The sequence below is a fragment of the Undibacterium sp. Di26W genome (assembly GCF_049340265.1).
GTDB lineage: Bacteria > Pseudomonadota > Gammaproteobacteria > Burkholderiales > Burkholderiaceae_D > Undibacterium.
Genome location: NZ_JBMPOR010000003.1, coordinates 125,044 through 142,008, shown reverse-complemented (window position 1 = coordinate 142,008; position 16,965 = coordinate 125,044). Strand labels below are relative to the sequence as shown.

At 51.3% G+C, this 16,965-nt stretch carries 14 protein-coding genes; 6 read left to right on the top strand and 8 right to left on the bottom strand.

Going from position 1 to position 16,965, the window contains the following annotated elements:
* Positions 1-12: 12 nt before the first annotated feature.
* Complete coding sequence (alr, locus tag ACO0LM_RS04995) at positions 13-1,116, bottom strand: alanine racemase (protein ID WP_423034878.1); 1,104 nt, start codon at positions 1,114-1,116, stop codon at positions 13-15.
* A 418-nt stretch (positions 1,117-1,534) separates the two neighbouring features.
* Here alr and ACO0LM_RS04990 point away from each other — a divergent pair, with 418 nt between their 5' ends.
* From ACO0LM_RS04990 to ACO0LM_RS04975, 4 genes are read left to right on the top strand one after another with little or no spacing between them, the layout of a single operon-like run.
* Positions 1,535-2,641, top strand: a complete 1,107-nt coding sequence (locus ACO0LM_RS04990) for a hypothetical protein (protein ID WP_423034876.1) — start codon at positions 1,535-1,537, stop codon at positions 2,639-2,641.
* Between the two features lie 27 nt (positions 2,642-2,668).
* A complete protein-coding gene (locus ACO0LM_RS04985; RefSeq protein WP_423034874.1) occupies positions 2,669-3,868 on the top strand; it encodes a toxic anion resistance protein in 1,200 nt (399 codons plus the stop codon).
* Positions 3,869-3,877: 9 nt separating this feature from the next.
* Entirely contained in the window at positions 3,878-5,461 is a 1,584-nt protein-coding gene (locus tag ACO0LM_RS04980; RefSeq protein ID WP_423034872.1) for a substrate-binding domain-containing protein, read from the top strand.
* Positions 5,461-6,087: a hypothetical protein gene (locus ACO0LM_RS04975; RefSeq protein ID WP_423034870.1), complete on the top strand. Its 627-nt coding sequence runs from the start codon at positions 5,461-5,463 to the stop codon at positions 6,085-6,087. Before ACO0LM_RS04980 ends, ACO0LM_RS04975 begins: the two co-directional genes overlap by 1 nt.
* A gap of 21 nt (positions 6,088-6,108) precedes the next feature.
* On the opposite strand, the gene ACO0LM_RS04970 is transcribed toward ACO0LM_RS04975, so the two are convergent.
* The 4 genes from ACO0LM_RS04970 to ACO0LM_RS04955 all read right to left on the bottom strand — a co-directional run bounded on the left by ACO0LM_RS04970 (position 6,109) and on the right by ACO0LM_RS04955 (position 9,946).
* The gene (locus ACO0LM_RS04970; protein ID WP_423034868.1) at positions 6,109-6,528 is read right to left on the bottom strand and encodes an NUDIX domain-containing protein; all 420 of its coding nucleotides are present in this window, start codon (positions 6,526-6,528) and stop codon (positions 6,109-6,111) included.
* Between the two features lies 1 nt (position 6,529).
* The gene (locus ACO0LM_RS04965) at positions 6,530-7,399 is read right to left on the bottom strand and encodes an ATP-binding protein (RefSeq protein ID WP_423034866.1); all 870 of its coding nucleotides are present in this window, start codon (positions 7,397-7,399) and stop codon (positions 6,530-6,532) included.
* A gap of 22 nt (positions 7,400-7,421) precedes the next feature.
* A complete protein-coding gene (gene argJ / locus ACO0LM_RS04960) occupies positions 7,422-8,660 on the bottom strand; it encodes a bifunctional glutamate N-acetyltransferase/amino-acid acetyltransferase ArgJ (RefSeq protein ID WP_423034864.1) in 1,239 nt (412 codons plus the stop codon).
* Between the two features lie 104 nt (positions 8,661-8,764).
* On the bottom strand, positions 8,765-9,946 hold the full coding sequence (locus ACO0LM_RS04955) for an acyl-CoA dehydrogenase family protein (protein WP_423034862.1): 1,182 nt from the start codon (positions 9,944-9,946) through the stop codon (positions 8,765-8,767).
* Between the two features lie 227 nt (positions 9,947-10,173).
* Here ACO0LM_RS04955 and ACO0LM_RS04950 point away from each other — a divergent pair, with 227 nt between their 5' ends.
* Positions 10,174-10,959 carry an IclR family transcriptional regulator gene (locus tag ACO0LM_RS04950; protein ID WP_423034860.1) on the top strand — a complete coding sequence of 262 codons (786 nt, stop codon included), beginning with the start codon at positions 10,174-10,176 and terminating at the stop codon, positions 10,957-10,959.
* A 273-nt stretch (positions 10,960-11,232) separates the two neighbouring features.
* Here ACO0LM_RS04950 and secA read toward each other — a convergent pair whose 3' ends face one another.
* Entirely contained in the window at positions 11,233-13,992 is a 2,760-nt protein-coding gene (gene secA / locus ACO0LM_RS04945; protein ID WP_423034858.1) for a preprotein translocase subunit SecA, read from the bottom strand.
* Positions 13,993-14,185: 193 nt separating this feature from the next.
* The gene (locus tag ACO0LM_RS04940; RefSeq protein WP_423034856.1) at positions 14,186-15,133 is read right to left on the bottom strand and encodes a M23 family metallopeptidase; all 948 of its coding nucleotides are present in this window, start codon (positions 15,131-15,133) and stop codon (positions 14,186-14,188) included.
* A 130-nt stretch (positions 15,134-15,263) separates the two neighbouring features.
* Here ACO0LM_RS04940 and ACO0LM_RS04935 point away from each other — a divergent pair, with 130 nt between their 5' ends.
* Positions 15,264-15,773 carry a DciA family protein gene (locus ACO0LM_RS04935; RefSeq protein WP_422982902.1) on the top strand — a complete coding sequence of 170 codons (510 nt, stop codon included), beginning with the start codon at positions 15,264-15,266 and terminating at the stop codon, positions 15,771-15,773.
* Between the two features lie 135 nt (positions 15,774-15,908).
* Here ACO0LM_RS04935 and lpxC read toward each other — a convergent pair whose 3' ends face one another.
* Positions 15,909-16,844, bottom strand: a complete 936-nt coding sequence (gene lpxC / locus ACO0LM_RS04930) for a UDP-3-O-acyl-N-acetylglucosamine deacetylase (protein ID WP_423034854.1) — start codon at positions 16,842-16,844, stop codon at positions 15,909-15,911.
* Positions 16,845-16,965 lie beyond the last annotated feature (121 nt).

Here is a 16,965-nt window from a genome sequence, read left to right as displayed (position 1 = left end):
GCTGCCGCAGGCTTAATTGCTGTAAGTGCGTTCATAGCGAGCCCCCAGACTGGTCAATATCTCGTAGCCTATGGTGCCGGCCCTGGCGGCCACCTGATCCACCGTATTGTCGGCGGATATCAGGTCGACCAGCGTACCTGGCAGCAGGTGTTCGGCGGCCACCGTGGTCACATCCAGGGTAATGGTATCCATCGAGACATTGCCGACCATAGGTACTGCCTGGCCGGCAATATGGGCAATGCCACGATTACTGAGGCTGCGCATCCAGCCATCGGCGTAACCGACAGCGACGGTCGCAATGCGAGTGGTCTGGCTGCTGCGCCAGCTTGATCCATAGCCAACGCCAGTGTCAGCCGGAATTTCACGGGTTTGTATGATGCGGCCCTGCAAATGCGCAACCGGCTTTAATGGGTTGGGCTGGCCTGCTATCGGTGCAACCCCATACAAAGCCGCACCTGGGCGCGCCAAATCGAAATGGAAATCTTTACCCAGGAAAATGCCGGACGAATTGGCCAGACTGGCCTTGCAACCGGGTAAGCGTGCGCGTAAGGAATTAAAACTGGCCAGCTGGCGCTGATTCATGGGATTGGACTGGTCTTCCGCACTGGCCAAGTGGCTCATGATGTATTGCACATCGATACCGTCCAATGATTGCTTGTCAGCAAATACCTGGTCGCATTCGGAAGGCGATAAGCCCATACGTGCCATTCCCGTGTCAAATTGCACGATAGCCGGCAATGAGCGTTGCAACTTCACAACGAGTTGCCGCCAGGATCTTATTTGGTCCACACTATTTAGTACCGGTATGCACTGATTTTCAAGGAATTCAGTTTCATATCCCGGTGGTGAACCATGCATGACATAAAGCTGGGCGTCTGCCGGTAAATGTGGGCGCAGGAAAATAGCCTCTTCAAGATGTGCCACAAAGAAATGCCGGCACGATGCTGCCAGCAATGCCTGCGCAACAGGCAATACACCCAGACCATATGCATCAGCCTTGACCGCTGCACCGCATGGTACTGAGCCCAATTTGCCACATAAAAAGCGATAGTTATCCTGTATTGCCGCAAGATCAATACGAAGTACTGCACCTGCTTTTCCAGCTACTTGCATCATATTTCACCACTCCATCACGTTATCTACCGTGATTCGTTGAAGCAAACCCTGTGCCCAGAAAAAATATTGAATAAATTCAATAACTTACTGTGTGCGATTAGAAAAAAGATTTAAAACTGTATCGAAATCAAGACAGTAATAAATTTTCAGATACCTTAAGTTTAGATTCGAGCCCAGATAATGTACACAAAATGACACAATGTATTCATTTAAATACACTGTATCAAAACAAATACACCAACTCATTTACGAAATAGAAACGCATGATTCACGTCTCTACTTCCATGGGCAATTGTGGAAACTACGCAATAGAAAACAGTTGATTACTCTGGAAATTAGCTTCCATGTTTTGAAGCTGTCATAAATGTATGCGCATAATTCTGGATGTAATGAATTAATATGCCGGGATTATTGCCTAATGGAAATTAAACGTGTACTCGGACCACTCCTTGCCGTGGTATTACTTATCGGTATAGGTGCTGCAACATATACTTCTTATCAAAGAAATCATGCAATTGAAGCAGCAAAATTAGTCTCGGCCGCCGTGGTCGAAGTGAAGGGCATGGTCGGCTCCGAAAAGGAATCCTACTTCTCGGATCCCAGGGTGATAGAAATTCTGGCCAGCAAGGGATTGCGCGTCAAAGTCGAAAAAGTGGGTTCACGCGAAATTATCTCGCGCGACTTCAGCACCTATGACTTCGCATTTCCCGCTGGTGCACCGGCTGCACTGGCCTTGCAAAACAAAGCACGGGCAAAACAGGTCTACCCCACTTTTTTTACCCCCATGGCGATTGCCTCGTGGGTGCAATTGGTGCCCGTGCTGGAAAAAGAAGGTCTGGTCAAAAAAATCAACGATGCTTACTACATCGTCGACATGAAGAAATTGTTGAATTTAAGCGAGAAAGGTACCCGCTGGCGCGAGCTGAAAGACAATACGGCTTACAACACCGGCAAAAGCATACTGATCAGCTCTACCGATGTCAGGAAATCCAATTCGGCAGCGATGTACCTGTCACTGGCCAGCTATGTCGCCAACGATAACAATGTCGTAGACGATAACGAGCAAGCCAACAAAGTATTGCCATTTGTCTCTTCCCTGTTCTTGCGTCAGGGCCTGCAAGAATCCAGCAGCTCCGGGCCCTTTGAAGACTACACGACCATGGGTATGGGCAAAGCACCACTGGTCATGATCTATGAAAGCCAGTTCCTCGAATATCAGTCCAAACGCCCCAAACCGAACGCTGACATGGTCTTGTTGTATCCACAACCGACTATCTACACCAAACATATCGTCGTGCCTTTCAATGAAAATGGCCGCCGCGTTGGCGAGGCACTGGCAACGGATCCTGCGCTACAAAAACTGGCGACCGAATATGGATATCGCACCGCCAACGCAGATCAATTTAGCGAGTTTTTGCAGAACAAAAAATTGCAGGCGCCCACGTCATTGGTGGATGTCATCGACCCACCCAGTTTTGAAATCCTGGAACGCATGATCCAGACCATAGAAAAGAAATTCCAGTAATCTGCCTTTCCCGACCGAGGACAAGAAATGACTGACATACAAGCCCAAGAAAGCAGCATGACGTTGACACCACCAGAAGTATTGACTCCCGTTGCAGAAAAAAAAGCACCTGATATGGTGCCGTTGAAAGCCGAAGTTCAGGAAAAGATTGATGCGCAGGTGACTGCGTACATAAACAGCATATTAAAAGACGATGTCCAAAGTGCAGACTTTCAGACCAAACTGGATTCGGCATTTCGACTCGGCAAAGAGGAAATTTCCAACGCGGCCTCTCTGATGACAGGACGCTTCATGGAGCGCAATTTTGTCGGCATAGAAAATTCGGCGGCATTCAAATCCATACAAGACATGCGTGGCATGCTCGATGAGTTAAATCCTGGCAAGCAGGGCGATTTGTTAAGTCAGAACAAAATCCTGGGACTCATTCCGTTTGGCAACAAATTGCAAGCCTATTTTCGTAAGTTCCAGACTGCCAGTTCGCAGTTGCAAACCCTGATGACACAAATCTATGCGGCACGTGACGATATGCAGCGGGATGCCACAGAAATTGAATTGGTGAAGACCAAGCTCTGGGAAGCAATGCAAAAACTCAAGGGTGCCATCTATTTCGCCGAGCAGCTAGACAAACATATCGCCGATCATGTTGAAGCGATCAAAGACAGCGATCCCTTGCGGGCCAAAGCACTGGAACAGGAAGTCTTGTTTTACGCACGCCAAAACCTGCAAGACATGCAGACGCAGATGGCGGTCAACGTCAATGGCTATCTGTCCATGGACCTGCTAAAAAAAACCGCGCGTGAAATGGTCAATGGCTGTAATCGCGTTGCCACTACCGGCATGTCAGCAATGGCAACCGCGCAAACAGTCGCTCGCGCCACCGGCAATCAGATACAGGTAATGGAAATGCTGAGTGGCGTCAGTGAAACCATAGGTGACCTGGTGACGGAAACATCAAGACAATTGGGGCGGCATGTGGAAAAAACCGGCGAATTTGCCGCCAATCCTTTGATAGGCATACAAAAAATACAGGAAATGTTTGATAACACATTCAAAGCCATGGATGCGATGGATAATTTCCGTTCCCTTGCCGTCGACAACATGGGCAAAAACAACGCCATGCTGAAAGAACAAATTGCCCGCACCGAGCAATATCTGGACAAGACCAGAGCAGAACAAGCCCGCACGGCCATGGTATCAACCGCACCCGAAGGTCCGGTCAAACTCTAAGGAACAGGCATGAGACTCTTGGCGAAATGGCTCACTTTACTGTTGATATTCTCCCTGGCCGCCTGCAAGGATGCCAAACATAATCAGCCAGACGCAGCACTAGCCGCTACTACCCTGACTGTCATGGCTGGCTCCGAACTCAAAGACATCGAACCTTTACTGCCATCTATCAGCAAGGCAACCGGCATTCAATTGCAGTTACAGTACACAGGTACGCTGGAGGCAGTAGAAAAATTACAGTCTGGCGAACAAATCGATCTGGCCTGGCTGGCCAGCAATAAATATGCAATGCTGGTGCCCGCAGCCAGGGCCAGAATACTGGCATCAGAAAGAACCATGCTGACGCCCGTGGTATTGGGTTTAAAAGAGAGCAAGGCTAAAGCACTGGGCTGGAAGGACAATTCCCAGGTCACCTGGAAAGATATCGCCGAGGCAGCAAAACAAGGGAAATTCACCTTCGGCATGACCAGTCCTTCATCTTCCAACACCGGCTTCTCAGGTTTGCTTGGGCTTGCCGCCGCCTTGTCTGGCCAGGGCGATGCGCTGGAAGAAAAAGATATCAATGCAAAACGCCTGAGTGCTTTTTTTCAGGCGCAAAGACTGACAGCCGGCAGTTCAGGCTGGCTGGCGGAAGCGTATTTACGTGAACAGGACAAGGTCGATGGTATCATCAACTATGCATCCACTTTGCAAACCTTGAACCGCAATACCGCGTTGAAAGAAAAACTGGTGCTGGTTTATCCACAGGATGGGATAGTGACTGCCGACTATCCCATCATGCTGATCAACCCGGCCAAACGGGAAGCGTATGACAAAGTGGTGAGTTATTTGCGTGGCACCGAGTTCCAGCAGGCAATGTACAGCTCAACCTTGCGACACCCTGTCAATCCCGATGTCGCCGTTACCGATGCACCAAAACAAGCCTTGGCCGAGTTATCTTTCCCTGCCAAGCTGGCGGTCGTCGACGCCATACTGACTGCCTTCGACAATCATTTGCGTTTGCCTACCGACAGCACATTCGTGCTTGACACCAGTGGATCGATGAAGGGTGACAGGATCAGAGACCTGAAAGCTGCCATGCAGGGATTGTCGGGTGCTGACACATCCATCAGTGGCCGTTTTTCAAGATTCCGCAACCGGGAACGTATCATCATCCTGCCATTCAATAACAGCGTGGAAAGCTCACAGCGTTTTGATATGGGTAGCGAGGATAAAGCCAATCAGGCAACGCTGGCTGCCGTCGCGGCACGCATACAACAATTGCGCGCTGACGGTGGAACGGCTATCTTTTCGGCAACCCAACTGGCCTATACCGAAGCCGTGGAGCGCAAACGCAATGACCCGGCGCGCTTTTATTCCATCATCGTAATGACCGACGGTATCAACAATGACGGTATGGATTACAAGCAGTTTGCTCAGTGGTATAAAGCCCTGCCAGACAATGAAAAAGACATCAAGATTTTCACAGTCCTGTTTGGTGAAGCCGAACCAGATGAATTGAAAAACCTGGCAGACCTTTCTGGTGGCAGAATGTTTGACAGCCGCAAGGCAAGCTTGCAAACCATATTTAAAGAAATTCGCGGATACCAATAATGCAGGCCCTGACTTTTAAAATGCGCGCGCTGCTATTTTTGTATAGCACCCAGAACCTGCTGGGCAGTTGTCTGGCCATTCTGGGGTTGGGCATGTATTTCACAGGTGTGATTTTAGACTGGTGGTTACCCATCGTCGTCGGCTTATACGCCGTCGCCTGGCTGGCCATTCCTGCGGATAAAGAACTGGAACTGCAAATCAAGAATGAGAATTCACAAAGTAGCCTGACTGACAGTGTCGATGCATTGATACGGGAATCGAAGTCACGTTTGCCGCATGAAGCAGTGGAACGCTTGCACAGGATACAAACCACCTTGCAGGAACTGGCGCCCAAGATATTTTCTGGCGAAGTCGCCATGAACTATGTCAGCCTGCTCATCAATGCAGTCAATCGTGATCTTCCGCAAACAATCAAAAACTATGTGCTCTTGCCCACCGCCTTTGCCACCATGCATGTCATAGAAAATGGAAAAACCTGCAAGCAGCTGCTACTCGAACAATTGGATTTACTTGAAACTCAACTGTCAAAAATCGCCACCGACATTTACAAGAACAATGCCGATTCACTGCTCGTCAATGGTGAGTTTTTAAAAGAAAAATTCCATACCGTAACCTTCGTGCAATGAAGTCAGGCAGTTTGGGCAAACTTAGATAACAGTCAGTTGTAGTGAATCGTGACGCAAAAGATCCAGCCATTCCAGCAAGGGAATGGTGGCGGGCAGTAAAGGTGAGACAGCAACGCTGCCCTGCCAGGCAAAGGCCTGGCCTTCCAGGCTTTGTGGCTCGCCCTGCCATTCGCGGCTGATATAAAAATGCAGCCGGACGTGGGCATGCGGATAAATATGTTCCACACCACACCAGGGTTCGGCAGATACAATCTGTATGCCCAGTTCTTCTACAAATTCACGTTTCAGCGCGGCCAGTATGGATTCGTCCGCCTCTACCTTGCCACCCGGGAATTCCCAGTAACCTTCATAAGGTTTGCCTGCTGGCCGTTGTCCGAGCAAGACGTCACCATTGGCTTTCATCAATATGCCGACGGCGACATCCACAGGTTTTGCCGTCATATCAGGATTCCGCCATGCGACCGGCATAGTCGCGGGCAAACTGCCAGGCAACACGACCAGAACGTGAACCACGTTGCAAAGCCCAGCGCAGGGCATCGCCACGCGCTTCGGTGATTTGTTCTGCATTGCAACCCATGGTACTCAACCAGTGGGCGACGATATCCAGGTAATCATCTTGCTTGAAAGGGTAAAACGATACCCACAGGCCAAAACGTTCGGACAGGGAAATTTTTTCTTCTACCGTTTCCCCTGGATGCAAGTCACCGTCATCACTATATTTATAACTGGCATTGTCGGACATTTTTTCCGGCAGCAGATGGCGGCGGTTGGACGTGGCATAAATCAGTACATTGTCCGATTGCGCGGCGATACTGCCATCGAGTGCGACTTTCAGGGCCTTGTAACCGGCCTCGCCTTCTTCAAACGACAAATCGTCGCAAAATACGATGAAGCGTTCTGGCCGCTCGGCGATCAGGTCAACGATGTCATGCAAATCCACCAGGTCAGTTTTGTCGACTTCGATCAGACGCAAGCCCTGGTCGGCAAACTGGTTCAGGCAAGCCTTGATCAGAGAAGATTTGCCAGTACCGCGTGCACCTGTCAGCAAGACATTGTTGGCCGGTTTGCCATGTACAAACTGGAGCGTATTTTGTTCTATCTGGGCTTTTTGAATCGCGACGTGACACAGGTCGTCCAGCGCAATATCTGACACATGACGCACCACTTGCAGATAGCCTTGCCCGCCGCGCTTGCGCCAGCGAAACGCATGGCCCAATTGCCAGTCAGGTACGGGCGAAGCGACCGGCAGCAAGCTTTCCAGCCGGGTCAGCAAATGCTCTGCACGGGATAAAAATTGATCCAGCTGGGTCATGGCTGCTTACTCGGGAAAGAGTTCAGGAACGGTAATCGGCATTGATCGACACATAATCATGCGACAGGTCGCAAGTCCATATCGTTGCCTGTGCGTCACCGCGTGCCAGTTTGACGCGTATGGCGATTTCACTTTGCTTCATGATGCGCTGACCATCTTCTTCACGGTAATCGGGATTGCGACCGCCATTCTTGGCAACCCAGACATCGTCCAGGTACAAATTCAGTTTGCCGACATCCAGGTCGCCAACACCGGCATAGCCTATCGCTGCCAGGATGCGTCCGAGATTTGGGTCAGAAGCAAAGAATGCCGTTTTTACCAGCGGGGAATGGGCAATGGAATAGGCAATCTTGCGACATTCTTCGACATCACGTCCGTCTTCCACGGCAATGGTGATGAACTTGGTCGCACCTTCACCATCACGAATGATCATGTGGGCGAGTTTTTGCGACAGTGCCGTCACGGCTTCTGCCAGCAGGGCATATTCCGGCGTATCAATATCATTTACTTCCACTTCACCGGCACCTGTAGCGATCAGCATGAAGGAATCATTGGTCGAGGTATCGCCGTCGATGGTGATGCAATTAAAGGATTTGTCAGCCGCCTGCTTGACCAGGTGATCCAGCACGTTTTGCGCCACTTTGGCATCCAGTGCCAGGTAACCCAGCATGGTCGCCATGTTCGGCTTGATCATGCCGGCCCCTTTGCTGATACCGGTCATGCTGACAGTTTTACCACCTATGCTGGCGGTTGCCGATGCAGCTTTGGGCTGGGTGTCGGTGGTCATGATGGCTTCTGCTGCATTGAACCAGTTATCTGGCTTGAGGTTTTCTATGGCTTTCGGCAAACCTGCAACCAGTCTGTCGACGGGTAATTGTTCCAGGATCACGCCTGTGGAAAATGGCAAAATCTGCGCCGCTTCGCAATTCAGCAATTCTGCCAGGGCCGCACAGGTCGCATTGGCCGCAGCAAGGCCAGCATCACCCGTACCCGCATTCGCATTGCCTGTGTTGATGACCAGCGCACGAATGGGGGCAGAGCTCATGAGCAAGCCTTCCAGATGGGCCTTGCATACCTGCACCGGCGCCGCGCAAAAACGATTGGTGGTGAACACACCTGACACCGTGGCCGTCGCAGCCAATTCCATCACCAGCACATCTTTGCGGTTGGCTTTGCGTATGCCTGCTTCGGCATAGCCCAGGCGAATACCTGCCACCGGCTTCAGGTCAGCAGCAACAGGAATGGGGGAATTGACGGCCATGATAGTTTCCTTGCGTTGAAATCAAGCCGACATTGTAGGGCATTTTGCTGCGCTGCGAAGCATGTTTGCGCCATGTGAATTCGCGTTCCTTATCTATTCCGGGTTCACAGGCCCATGATCATTTGGGCAATAATATTTTTTTGTATTTCATTCGAACCACCATAAATCGATAACTTGCGCATATTCAGGTAATTGATGGCGAGTGAGCTCGCCACTTCTGACATATCCGATCTATCCCTGAGTGCGAGTGCCTGCTCACCTACTGCCTGCATCAGCATGTCGGTAATGGCTTGCTGGATTTCGGTACCCTTGATCTTGAGGATGGAAGCCTCTGGTCCCGGTGCACGTTGCTGTTCTTCAGCCGAGAGTACGCGCAGATTGGTTATTTCCAGCGCCATCAAATCAATTTCCACTTGTGCAAGACGCGCAGCGAACTGGGCGTCTTCTATCAAGGGCCGGCCACTCTTCCATTCCTGGGCAGCAACACGCTTGAGGCGGGTCAATTCTCTTTTTGCCATGCCTATGCCAGCGATATTGGTGCGTTCATGTCCCAGCAGGAATTTGGCATAGGTCCAGCCCTGATTTTCCTTGCCGACCAGATTATCCAGCGGTACCCTGACATCATCAAACCAGACTTCATTGACTTCATGCGCACCATCCATGGTGATGATGGGCCTGACCGTCACCCCCGGTGACTTCATGTCGATCAGCAGGAATGAAATGCCACGTTGTGGCTTGACCTCACGGTCGGTGCGCACCAGGCAAAATATCCAGTCTGCATACTGGGCTAGCGTGGTCCAGGTCTTTTGGCCATTGACCCGGTAATATTCACCTTCTGCGTCGCGCATGCGCTCTGCCGTGGTGTTGACGGATGCCAGGTCAGAGCCTGAGCCCGGCTCTGAATAACCCTGGCACCACCATTCTTCTGCCGCCAGAATTTTGGGCAAGAAGCGCTGCTGCTGTGCTGGCGAGCCAAACTCCATCAAGACCGGTGCCACCATCTTGATACCGAAAGGCGGCAGACGCGGTGCACCGGCCGCCGCGCATTCTTCTTCAAAAATATAGCGTTGCACTGCTGACCAGCCCGTTCCACCAAATTCAGCCGGCCAGGAACTGCCGCCCCACCCACGTGCGTGCAGGATTTGTTGCCAGCTTTGGTAATCTTGCCTTTCCAGCGGCATGCCATGCCTGACTTTTTGGCGGATATCTGCAGGCAGCGCCTGCTGCAAAAAATCCTGGATTTCGCGGCGAAATTCCAGTTCGGCTGAGGTGAAATTCAAGTCCATGATTATCCTGATTATCCTGGCTATACCAGGATAGACAATTGCAAATCTAAGCACGTCCATAAGCAACGGGTTTAAAATACGCTATTCTGCACTGCAGAATTATATTCCAAAATATTACATCCATTTCCACTGTAGGCCCGGGCCTTGTCAAGGTCAAGCCTTTTGGCGACTGCATAAACAGCTTGGCTTATGGATGGCTTATTAATTTTTAGCGAAGACCAGCAAACATGGATGACACCCCAGCCAGCCCCGTGAAGGAAGACCGCCACTTCGTTACCGCATTGGCACGTGGTCTCGATGTACTGGCCTGCTTTCGCCCCGGTGACAGGGCATTGGGTAATCAGGAAATTGCCCAGCGTTGCCAGTTACCGAAGTCCACGGTATCGCGCTTGACCTATACCCTGACCAAGCTGGGCTACCTGCATTACGTCGCCAGCCAGGGACAATATCGTCTGGGATCCGCCACCCTGGCGCTGGGCAGCGCCATGATTGCGCGACTCGATGTGCGCCAACTGGCACGCCCATTGATGCAGGAACTGGCAGACTTTTCCAGGGGCATGGTGTCACTGGGTATGCGTGACAGGCTCAGCATGATTTATATAGAAAACTGCCGCAGCCAGAATGCACTGACCCTGAGCCTGGACGTAGGCTCGCGCATCCCGGTTGCGACCACCGCCATGGGACGTGCGCTGCTGGCCAGCCTGCCGGTGCCTGAACGTGAATCTGTATTGATAGAAATCCGCAGTACACAGGCAGACCTGTGGCCAGAGCTGGAAGCTGGCATACAGCGCAGCCTGCGGGAGGTGACGGAATTTGGTTGCTGCAGTTCTTTCGGCGACTGGCAAACGGATGTGAACGCTATCGCCATCGGTTTCTCACCTGGTGCCGGGCAAGCTCCGGTGGCGATTAACTGTGGCGGCCCGGCTTTCCTGTTGAGCAAGGAATTTCTATTGCATGAAGTACGCCCGAAGTTACTGCAACTTGTGCGTGATTTACAGGGCAATCTGCTTTAGAACCTGTGTACGATCTTACTGCGCGAGCGCAATCGGAGTCCACGCGGGGCTCATGCGCTGCTCAAAATGCTCATGTACTATAAGTACATTCCGCTTTTTGCGCTGCTCTTCATCCCGCTGATGCACGTACACTTGCTCGCTACAGATCGTAAACATGTTCTTAGCTGTCTACCAACAAAATTTGTGAATGCGACAGCCGCAAAAAAGGGACGAATCGCTTCGTCCCTTTGGTCTTTCCATGCGGTTGATCAGGCCATCAAACTACTCAAACAATCAGGCAAGTCGGCCGTGGCACTGCTTGAATTTCCTGCCGCTACCGCATGGGCAAGGATCGTTGCGGCCAATTTTCAAGGCATAACCAACTTCTGCCTGACCATCATCGGGAACGACACCTGGTGCCATTATTTCTTCCGCCGAGGCATCGGCATCAAAATCGGCGTGCTGGTAATGCACGTTTTCAATCTGTGATTGCGCCAACTGTTCTTCCGCTGCTTCTATCTCTTCACGAGACTGTATGCGCACGGTCACCACGGTCCTGACTACTTCATTCTTGATCTGGTCCAGCATCTGTCCAAACAGTTCAAAAGCTTCACGCTTGTATTCCTGTTTCGGATTTTTCTGGGCGTAACCACGCAGATGTATGCCCTGACGCAGATGATCCAGTGCCGCCAGATGTTCACGCCAGTGTGAATCTATGCTTTGCAGCATGACACTGCGCTCGAACCCTGCGAAGGAATCTTTACCGACGATGTCCAGCTTGGCCTGGTACACATCATTGGCCGCTTTTTGTACGCGTTCCATGATGTCGTCATCATTCAGATTGGCTTCTTCCGCCAGCATTGTCGCCAGTGGGATATCAAGCGCCCATTCATTGCGCAATACTGCTTCCAGCGAAGGAATATCCCACTGTTCTTCCACCGATTCTGCCGGTACATATTCGCGCACGATGTCATGGAACATGCCGTGACGCAGTGAAGAAATCAGTTCCGACATGTCTTGCGCTTCCAGCAATTCATTGCGCTGCTGGTAAATCACTTTACGCTGGTCATTGGCGACGTCATCATATTCCAGCAATTGCTTGCGGATATCGAAGTTGCGGGCTTCCACCTTGCGCTGTGCTGATTCGATAGAACGCGACACGATACCTGCCTCTATCGGTTCGCCTTCCGGCATTTTCAGCCTGTCCATGATGGCACGTACGCGGTCACCAGCAAAAATGCGCAAGAGTGTGTCATCAAGGGACAGATAGAAACGGGAAGAACCCGGATCACCCTGACGACCAGAACGTCCACGCAACTGATTGTCGACGCGACGGGATTCATGACGTTCGGTACCAACAATATGCAAGCCGCCAGCATTCACCACGTGTTCATGCAGGGATTGCCATTCATCGCGCAGTTTTTGCGATTGCGCAAACTTGTCTGCATCCGACAAATCGGGATTGGCTTCGATCAGTTGCACCTGCTTGGCAACATTACCACCCAGCACGATATCGGTACCACGACCGGCCATGTTGGTAGCGATAGTGATGGCTTTGGGACGACCGGCCTGGGCAATGATTTCCGCTTCACGTGCATGCTGCTTGGCGTTCAACACATTGTGTGGCAAATCTGCCTGGGTCAGGATGCCGGACAACAGTTCCGAATTTTCAATCGAGGTAGTACCAACCAACACCGGCTGACCGCGTTCATAGCAATCCTTGATGTCGATCAGCATGGCACCGTATTTTTCTTGCGCCGACTTGTACACCTGATCTTGCCTGTCCTTACGCTGGGATGGGCGATTTGGCGGGATGACGACGGTTTCCAGGCCATAGATTTCCTGGAATTCATAGGCTTCAGTATCTGCCGTACCTGTCATGCCTGACAGTTTGGCGTACATGCGGAAATAATTCTGGAAAGTGATGGAAGCCAGTGTCTGGTTTTCATTCTGGATGCGCACGCCTTCCTTGGCTTCGACCGCCTGATGCAAGCCATCAGACCAGCGACGGCCCGTCATCATGCGGCCAGTAAATTCATCGACGATGACGATTTCGTCATTCTGCACCACGTAGTGCTGGTCTTTGAAATACAGGGCATGTGCGCGCAAAGCAGCGTACAGATGGTGGATCAGGGTGATGTTTGCGGCATCGTACAGGGAAGCGCCTTCCGGCAGCAGGCCCATTTGCGTCAGGATGCGTTCGGCCTTGTCATGACCCGCTTCGGTCAGCAATACCTGGTGGGCTTTTTCATCCTTGGTGTAGTCACCGGGGACTTCTATCTTGCCCTTGCCATCCGGTGTTTCTTCACCGATCTGCAAGGTCAGCAGTTTCGGTACTTCATTGATTTTGTAATACAGCTCAGTATGGTTTTCTGCCTGACCCGAGATGATCAGCGGTGTACGCGCTTCATCAATGAGGATGGAATCGACTTCATCGACGACGGCGAAATTCAGGCTGCGCTGTACACGATCCTTGGCTTCATACACCATGTTGTCGCGCAGATAATCAAAACCGTATTCATTATTCGTGCCGTAGGTAATATCAGACGCATAGGCGAGCTGCTTGGCGTCATGATCGAGCTGCGACAGATTGATACCTGTGCTCAGGCCCAGCCAGTTGTACAGTATGCCCATCCATTCGGCATCGCGCTGCGCCAGGTAATCATTGACGGTAACCACATGCACACCCTTGCCGGACAGTGCATTCAGGTAGATAGGCAAAGTCGCCATCAGGGTTTTACCCTCTCCAGTGCCCATTTCGGCAATTTTGCCGTAATGCAGCACCATGCCACCTATCATCTGCACATCAAAGTGGCGCATTTTCAACACGCGTTTGCTGGCCTCGCGGCAGACGGCAAAGGCTTCAACCAGGATATTGTCCAGCGTCTCCCCGTTGGCAACACGCGTCTTGAACTCGCCGGTCTTGGCCTTCAAAGCCTCGTCTGACAAGGCTTCGAACTGGGGTTCCAGTGCGTTGATCTCACGCACAGTCTTTTGGTATTGCTTCAAAAGCCGCTGATTGCGGCTGCCGAATATCTTGGTCAGTAATGACATGCTATGGACGGAAAGTTAAATTCTGAAAAAAGCGGCCGCAAAATGATTAATTCGACAGCAACAATAGGCTAACCTGTGATTTTACCATGCGGCATCCAAATAGCTACAAACACCGCCTGATAAACTGACAAGGCAGCATATATGAATGCCAGACATAAGTCTGGAGTTGGAGACAAATCCCGCAAACTCAAGCTTATTTTTGATTCAAGGCCGCCAGATTCGCCTGATTTGCCCCTGCAGACAGGAACTTATGGGGATTTTGTGGTACGCCTTTGACATGCACCTCAAAATGCAAGTGTGCACCGGTAGACCGGCCAGTGGAGCCGATATCGGCAATATGCTGACCACGCTTCACGATATCACCCAGTTTGACGTACACCTTGGATGAATGGGCATAACGCGTCATGATCTCGCCACCGTGATCAATTTCCACCATATTTCCAAATTGCGGATGGTATTCTGCCGCTACCACCACACCACCTGCGGCAGCCACGATAGGTGTACCGGTCGGACTGGAAAAATCGATGCCTTCATGGAACGCACTGCGACCAGAAAACGGATCAAGCCGCCAGCCGAAACCGGATGCATTATACGCAACGTTGACAGGCTGAATGGTGGGCAAGAGCTTGGATTGCACTTTGAAACCCATCAATTTTGTCTCGACCACGTTCATGTAGTCGGACCGGTGTTCGACATCACGCGACATGGCATCCAGCGCCGCCTGGAACTCTTCCATGTTCAATTCTTTGGCTGGCTGTGAAGTCACTTCAGGACCACCGCGTCCGGGCAGTTCCTTGAAGTTGAATTCTTCCGGCTTGACGCCAGCCAGGCCCTGCACCCTTTCACCCAGGGCGTCCAGGCGTATCAACTGGGCCTGCATCTCGCCCAGTTTGGTAGCCATGGCAGCCAGGTTTTCTTTCATATACTTGTCTTTGTCACTCACTTGTGTGGTGGCGACCGGTACCAGGTCACGCAATACCGGCAAATCTGCACTGGCCAGCCGCAGGGTCAATGCCGCCATCACGGCTGCGCACAAGGTTGTAATCAGAAGGAAGCTGAACAGGCCGAAAATGACATGGCGTGACGACAGTGTCACGGATTTGGCCTGGGTAAAACGGGAGTGCATCAAAATGATTTGCATCAATATGCTCCTCTTAAAACTGTTTTATTGGCGACCCGCCTGGCGGCCGCCTTTGGAACTGACTTTGCGACCGCCTTTGCAACAGCTTTTGCGACAATTAGCATGACGTCTTTGTGGTAAGGTATAGCGCATGTCAACATCATCACGTCCCTCTTACCCAATTAACATCAAACGTGGCCGCAAAGTGCCAGGTGCCAGCGGTGCCGCCGACTTTTTGCGCAGTAACGATAGAATTGCCTCGCTACTACCCACGGTGCAGCGCAATCTGGCGCTGCAAAAAGATTGCGGGGCAATATTGCCACCGATCTTCGAGACTTGTGAGGTCATGCAGGTGTCTGAAGGACAACTGACTCTATCTGCTCCCAATGCCGCACTGGCGACTAAATTGAAACAACAATGTCCGAAATTGCAAGTAAATTTGCAAGAACGGGGATGGCAGATTAACGCAATCCGTATCAAAGTACAAGTAAAGCGGGTCGTTGAAAAACCCGTTGCCGTAAAGCAAATAGCTTTTTCCGGCAAGGCTTTGCAGGCATTTGGTCAGTTGGAACAGACATTGGAAAAGACCTCGCAAAACGCTGATTTACGAGCGGCGCTGGGGCGTTTACTGCAACGCCACCGGACTGGTGGACAGGGTTAAACCTGTTAAATTTGAAAAGTCAAAAAAGCAATAATTTTATTAATTAATGTTACAAAATAAGTTGGCACAATAAGCTGGTAAACGCTGGATCAAAGGCTTTTTTTGACAAACCAAGACAGACCAATCGCATTTTGGTCAGACCACAGCCCATTCACGTTCCACTTGTGTCGCATAGGTTGGTGGTGCCATACCGGCATCATCAAAGCTGACAATTTCATACGCTGCAGGGTCCGCCAACAGGGCGCGCAGCAACTGGTTGTTCAGGCCGTGACCGGATTTGTGTGCGGTATAACTAGCCAGGAAGGGATGACCGATCAGGTACAGATCGCCGATTGCATCGAGTATCTTGTGGCGCACAAATTCATCGTCAAAGCGCAGGCCATCTGAATTCAGGATGCGGTATTCATCCATGACGATGGCGTTTTCCATCGAGCCACCACGCGCCAGACCGATGCCACGCAGCATTTCCACATCCTGCATGAAGCCAAAAGTACGTGCGCGTGCCACATCCTGTACGAAGGAGGCGCGGGCAAAATCCACTTCCGCTGTCTGCACGGTTCCATCGACAGCCGGGTGATTGAATTCGATGAAAAAATGCAGCTTGAAACCATCAAAAGCTTCCAGCCTGGCCCATTTTTCCGATTTGCCACTACCTTCACGGATTTCCACCGTTTTCAGCACTCGTATGAATTTCTTGGCTGCGGCCTGTTCCTGCATGCCGGCCTGCTGCAACAGATACACAAAGGAGGAAGCCGAACCATCCATGATAGGGATTTCTTCGGCACTGACATCGATATATAAATTATCGATACCCAGTCCGGCGCAGGCAGACAACAAATGCTCTACCGTAGACACCTTGCCGTTTTCATTCGACAACGTCGATGCCATGCGGGTATCGCCCACCATCAGCGCCTGTGCCGGCAACACAACCGGTGGCACCAGGTCAGTACGTGTAAAGATGATGCCAGTATCCACCGGTGCCGGGCGCATGACCAGTTCCACCTTGGTGCCAGAATGCAAACCGACACCTATGGTCTTGACCTGATGTTTGATTGTTCGTTGTTTTAACATCACGCTATTATATCGGTTAGTATGATTTCCCACGTAAGAACGTGTTTATGATCTGTAGCGAGCGAGCGTCAGTGGGGTAAAGATCCGCGCATGAGCCCCGCGTGGACTCCGGTTGCGCCCG

Excerpts from the sequence above, each read along its gene's own strand:
- ACO0LM_RS04950 (WP_423034860.1), top strand. The coding sequence starts at position 10,174 with ATGGATGACACCCCAGCCAGCCCCGTGAAGGAAGACCGCCACTTCGTT.
- secA (WP_423034858.1), bottom strand. The coding sequence starts at position 13,992 with ATGTCATTACTGACCAAGATATTCGGCAGCCGCAATCAGCGGCTTTTG.
- ACO0LM_RS04975 (WP_423034870.1), top strand. The coding sequence starts at position 5,461 with ATGCAGGCCCTGACTTTTAAAATGCGCGCGCTGCTATTTTTGTATAGC.
- ACO0LM_RS04980 (WP_423034872.1), top strand. The coding sequence starts at position 3,878 with ATGAGACTCTTGGCGAAATGGCTCACTTTACTGTTGATATTCTCCCTG.
- ACO0LM_RS04990 (WP_423034876.1), top strand. The coding sequence starts at position 1,535 with ATGGAAATTAAACGTGTACTCGGACCACTCCTTGCCGTGGTATTACTT.
- ACO0LM_RS04955 (WP_423034862.1), bottom strand. The coding sequence starts at position 9,946 with ATGGACTTGAATTTCACCTCAGCCGAACTGGAATTTCGCCGCGAAATC.
- ACO0LM_RS04940 (WP_423034856.1), bottom strand. The coding sequence starts at position 15,133 with ATGCAAATCATTTTGATGCACTCCCGTTTTACCCAGGCCAAATCCGTG.
- alr (WP_423034878.1), bottom strand. The coding sequence starts at position 1,116 with ATGATGCAAGTAGCTGGAAAAGCAGGTGCAGTACTTCGTATTGATCTT.
- ACO0LM_RS04935 (WP_422982902.1), top strand. The coding sequence starts at position 15,264 with ATGTCAACATCATCACGTCCCTCTTACCCAATTAACATCAAACGTGGC.
- ACO0LM_RS04965 (WP_423034866.1), bottom strand. The coding sequence starts at position 7,399 with ATGACCCAGCTGGATCAATTTTTATCCCGTGCAGAGCATTTGCTGACC.
- lpxC (WP_423034854.1), bottom strand. The coding sequence starts at position 16,844 with ATGTTAAAACAACGAACAATCAAACATCAGGTCAAGACCATAGGTGTC.
- ACO0LM_RS04985 (WP_423034874.1), top strand. The coding sequence starts at position 2,669 with ATGACTGACATACAAGCCCAAGAAAGCAGCATGACGTTGACACCACCA.
- argJ (WP_423034864.1), bottom strand. The coding sequence starts at position 8,660 with ATGGCCGTCAATTCCCCCATTCCTGTTGCTGCTGACCTGAAGCCGGTG.
- ACO0LM_RS04970 (WP_423034868.1), bottom strand. The coding sequence starts at position 6,528 with ATGACGGCAAAACCTGTGGATGTCGCCGTCGGCATATTGATGAAAGCC.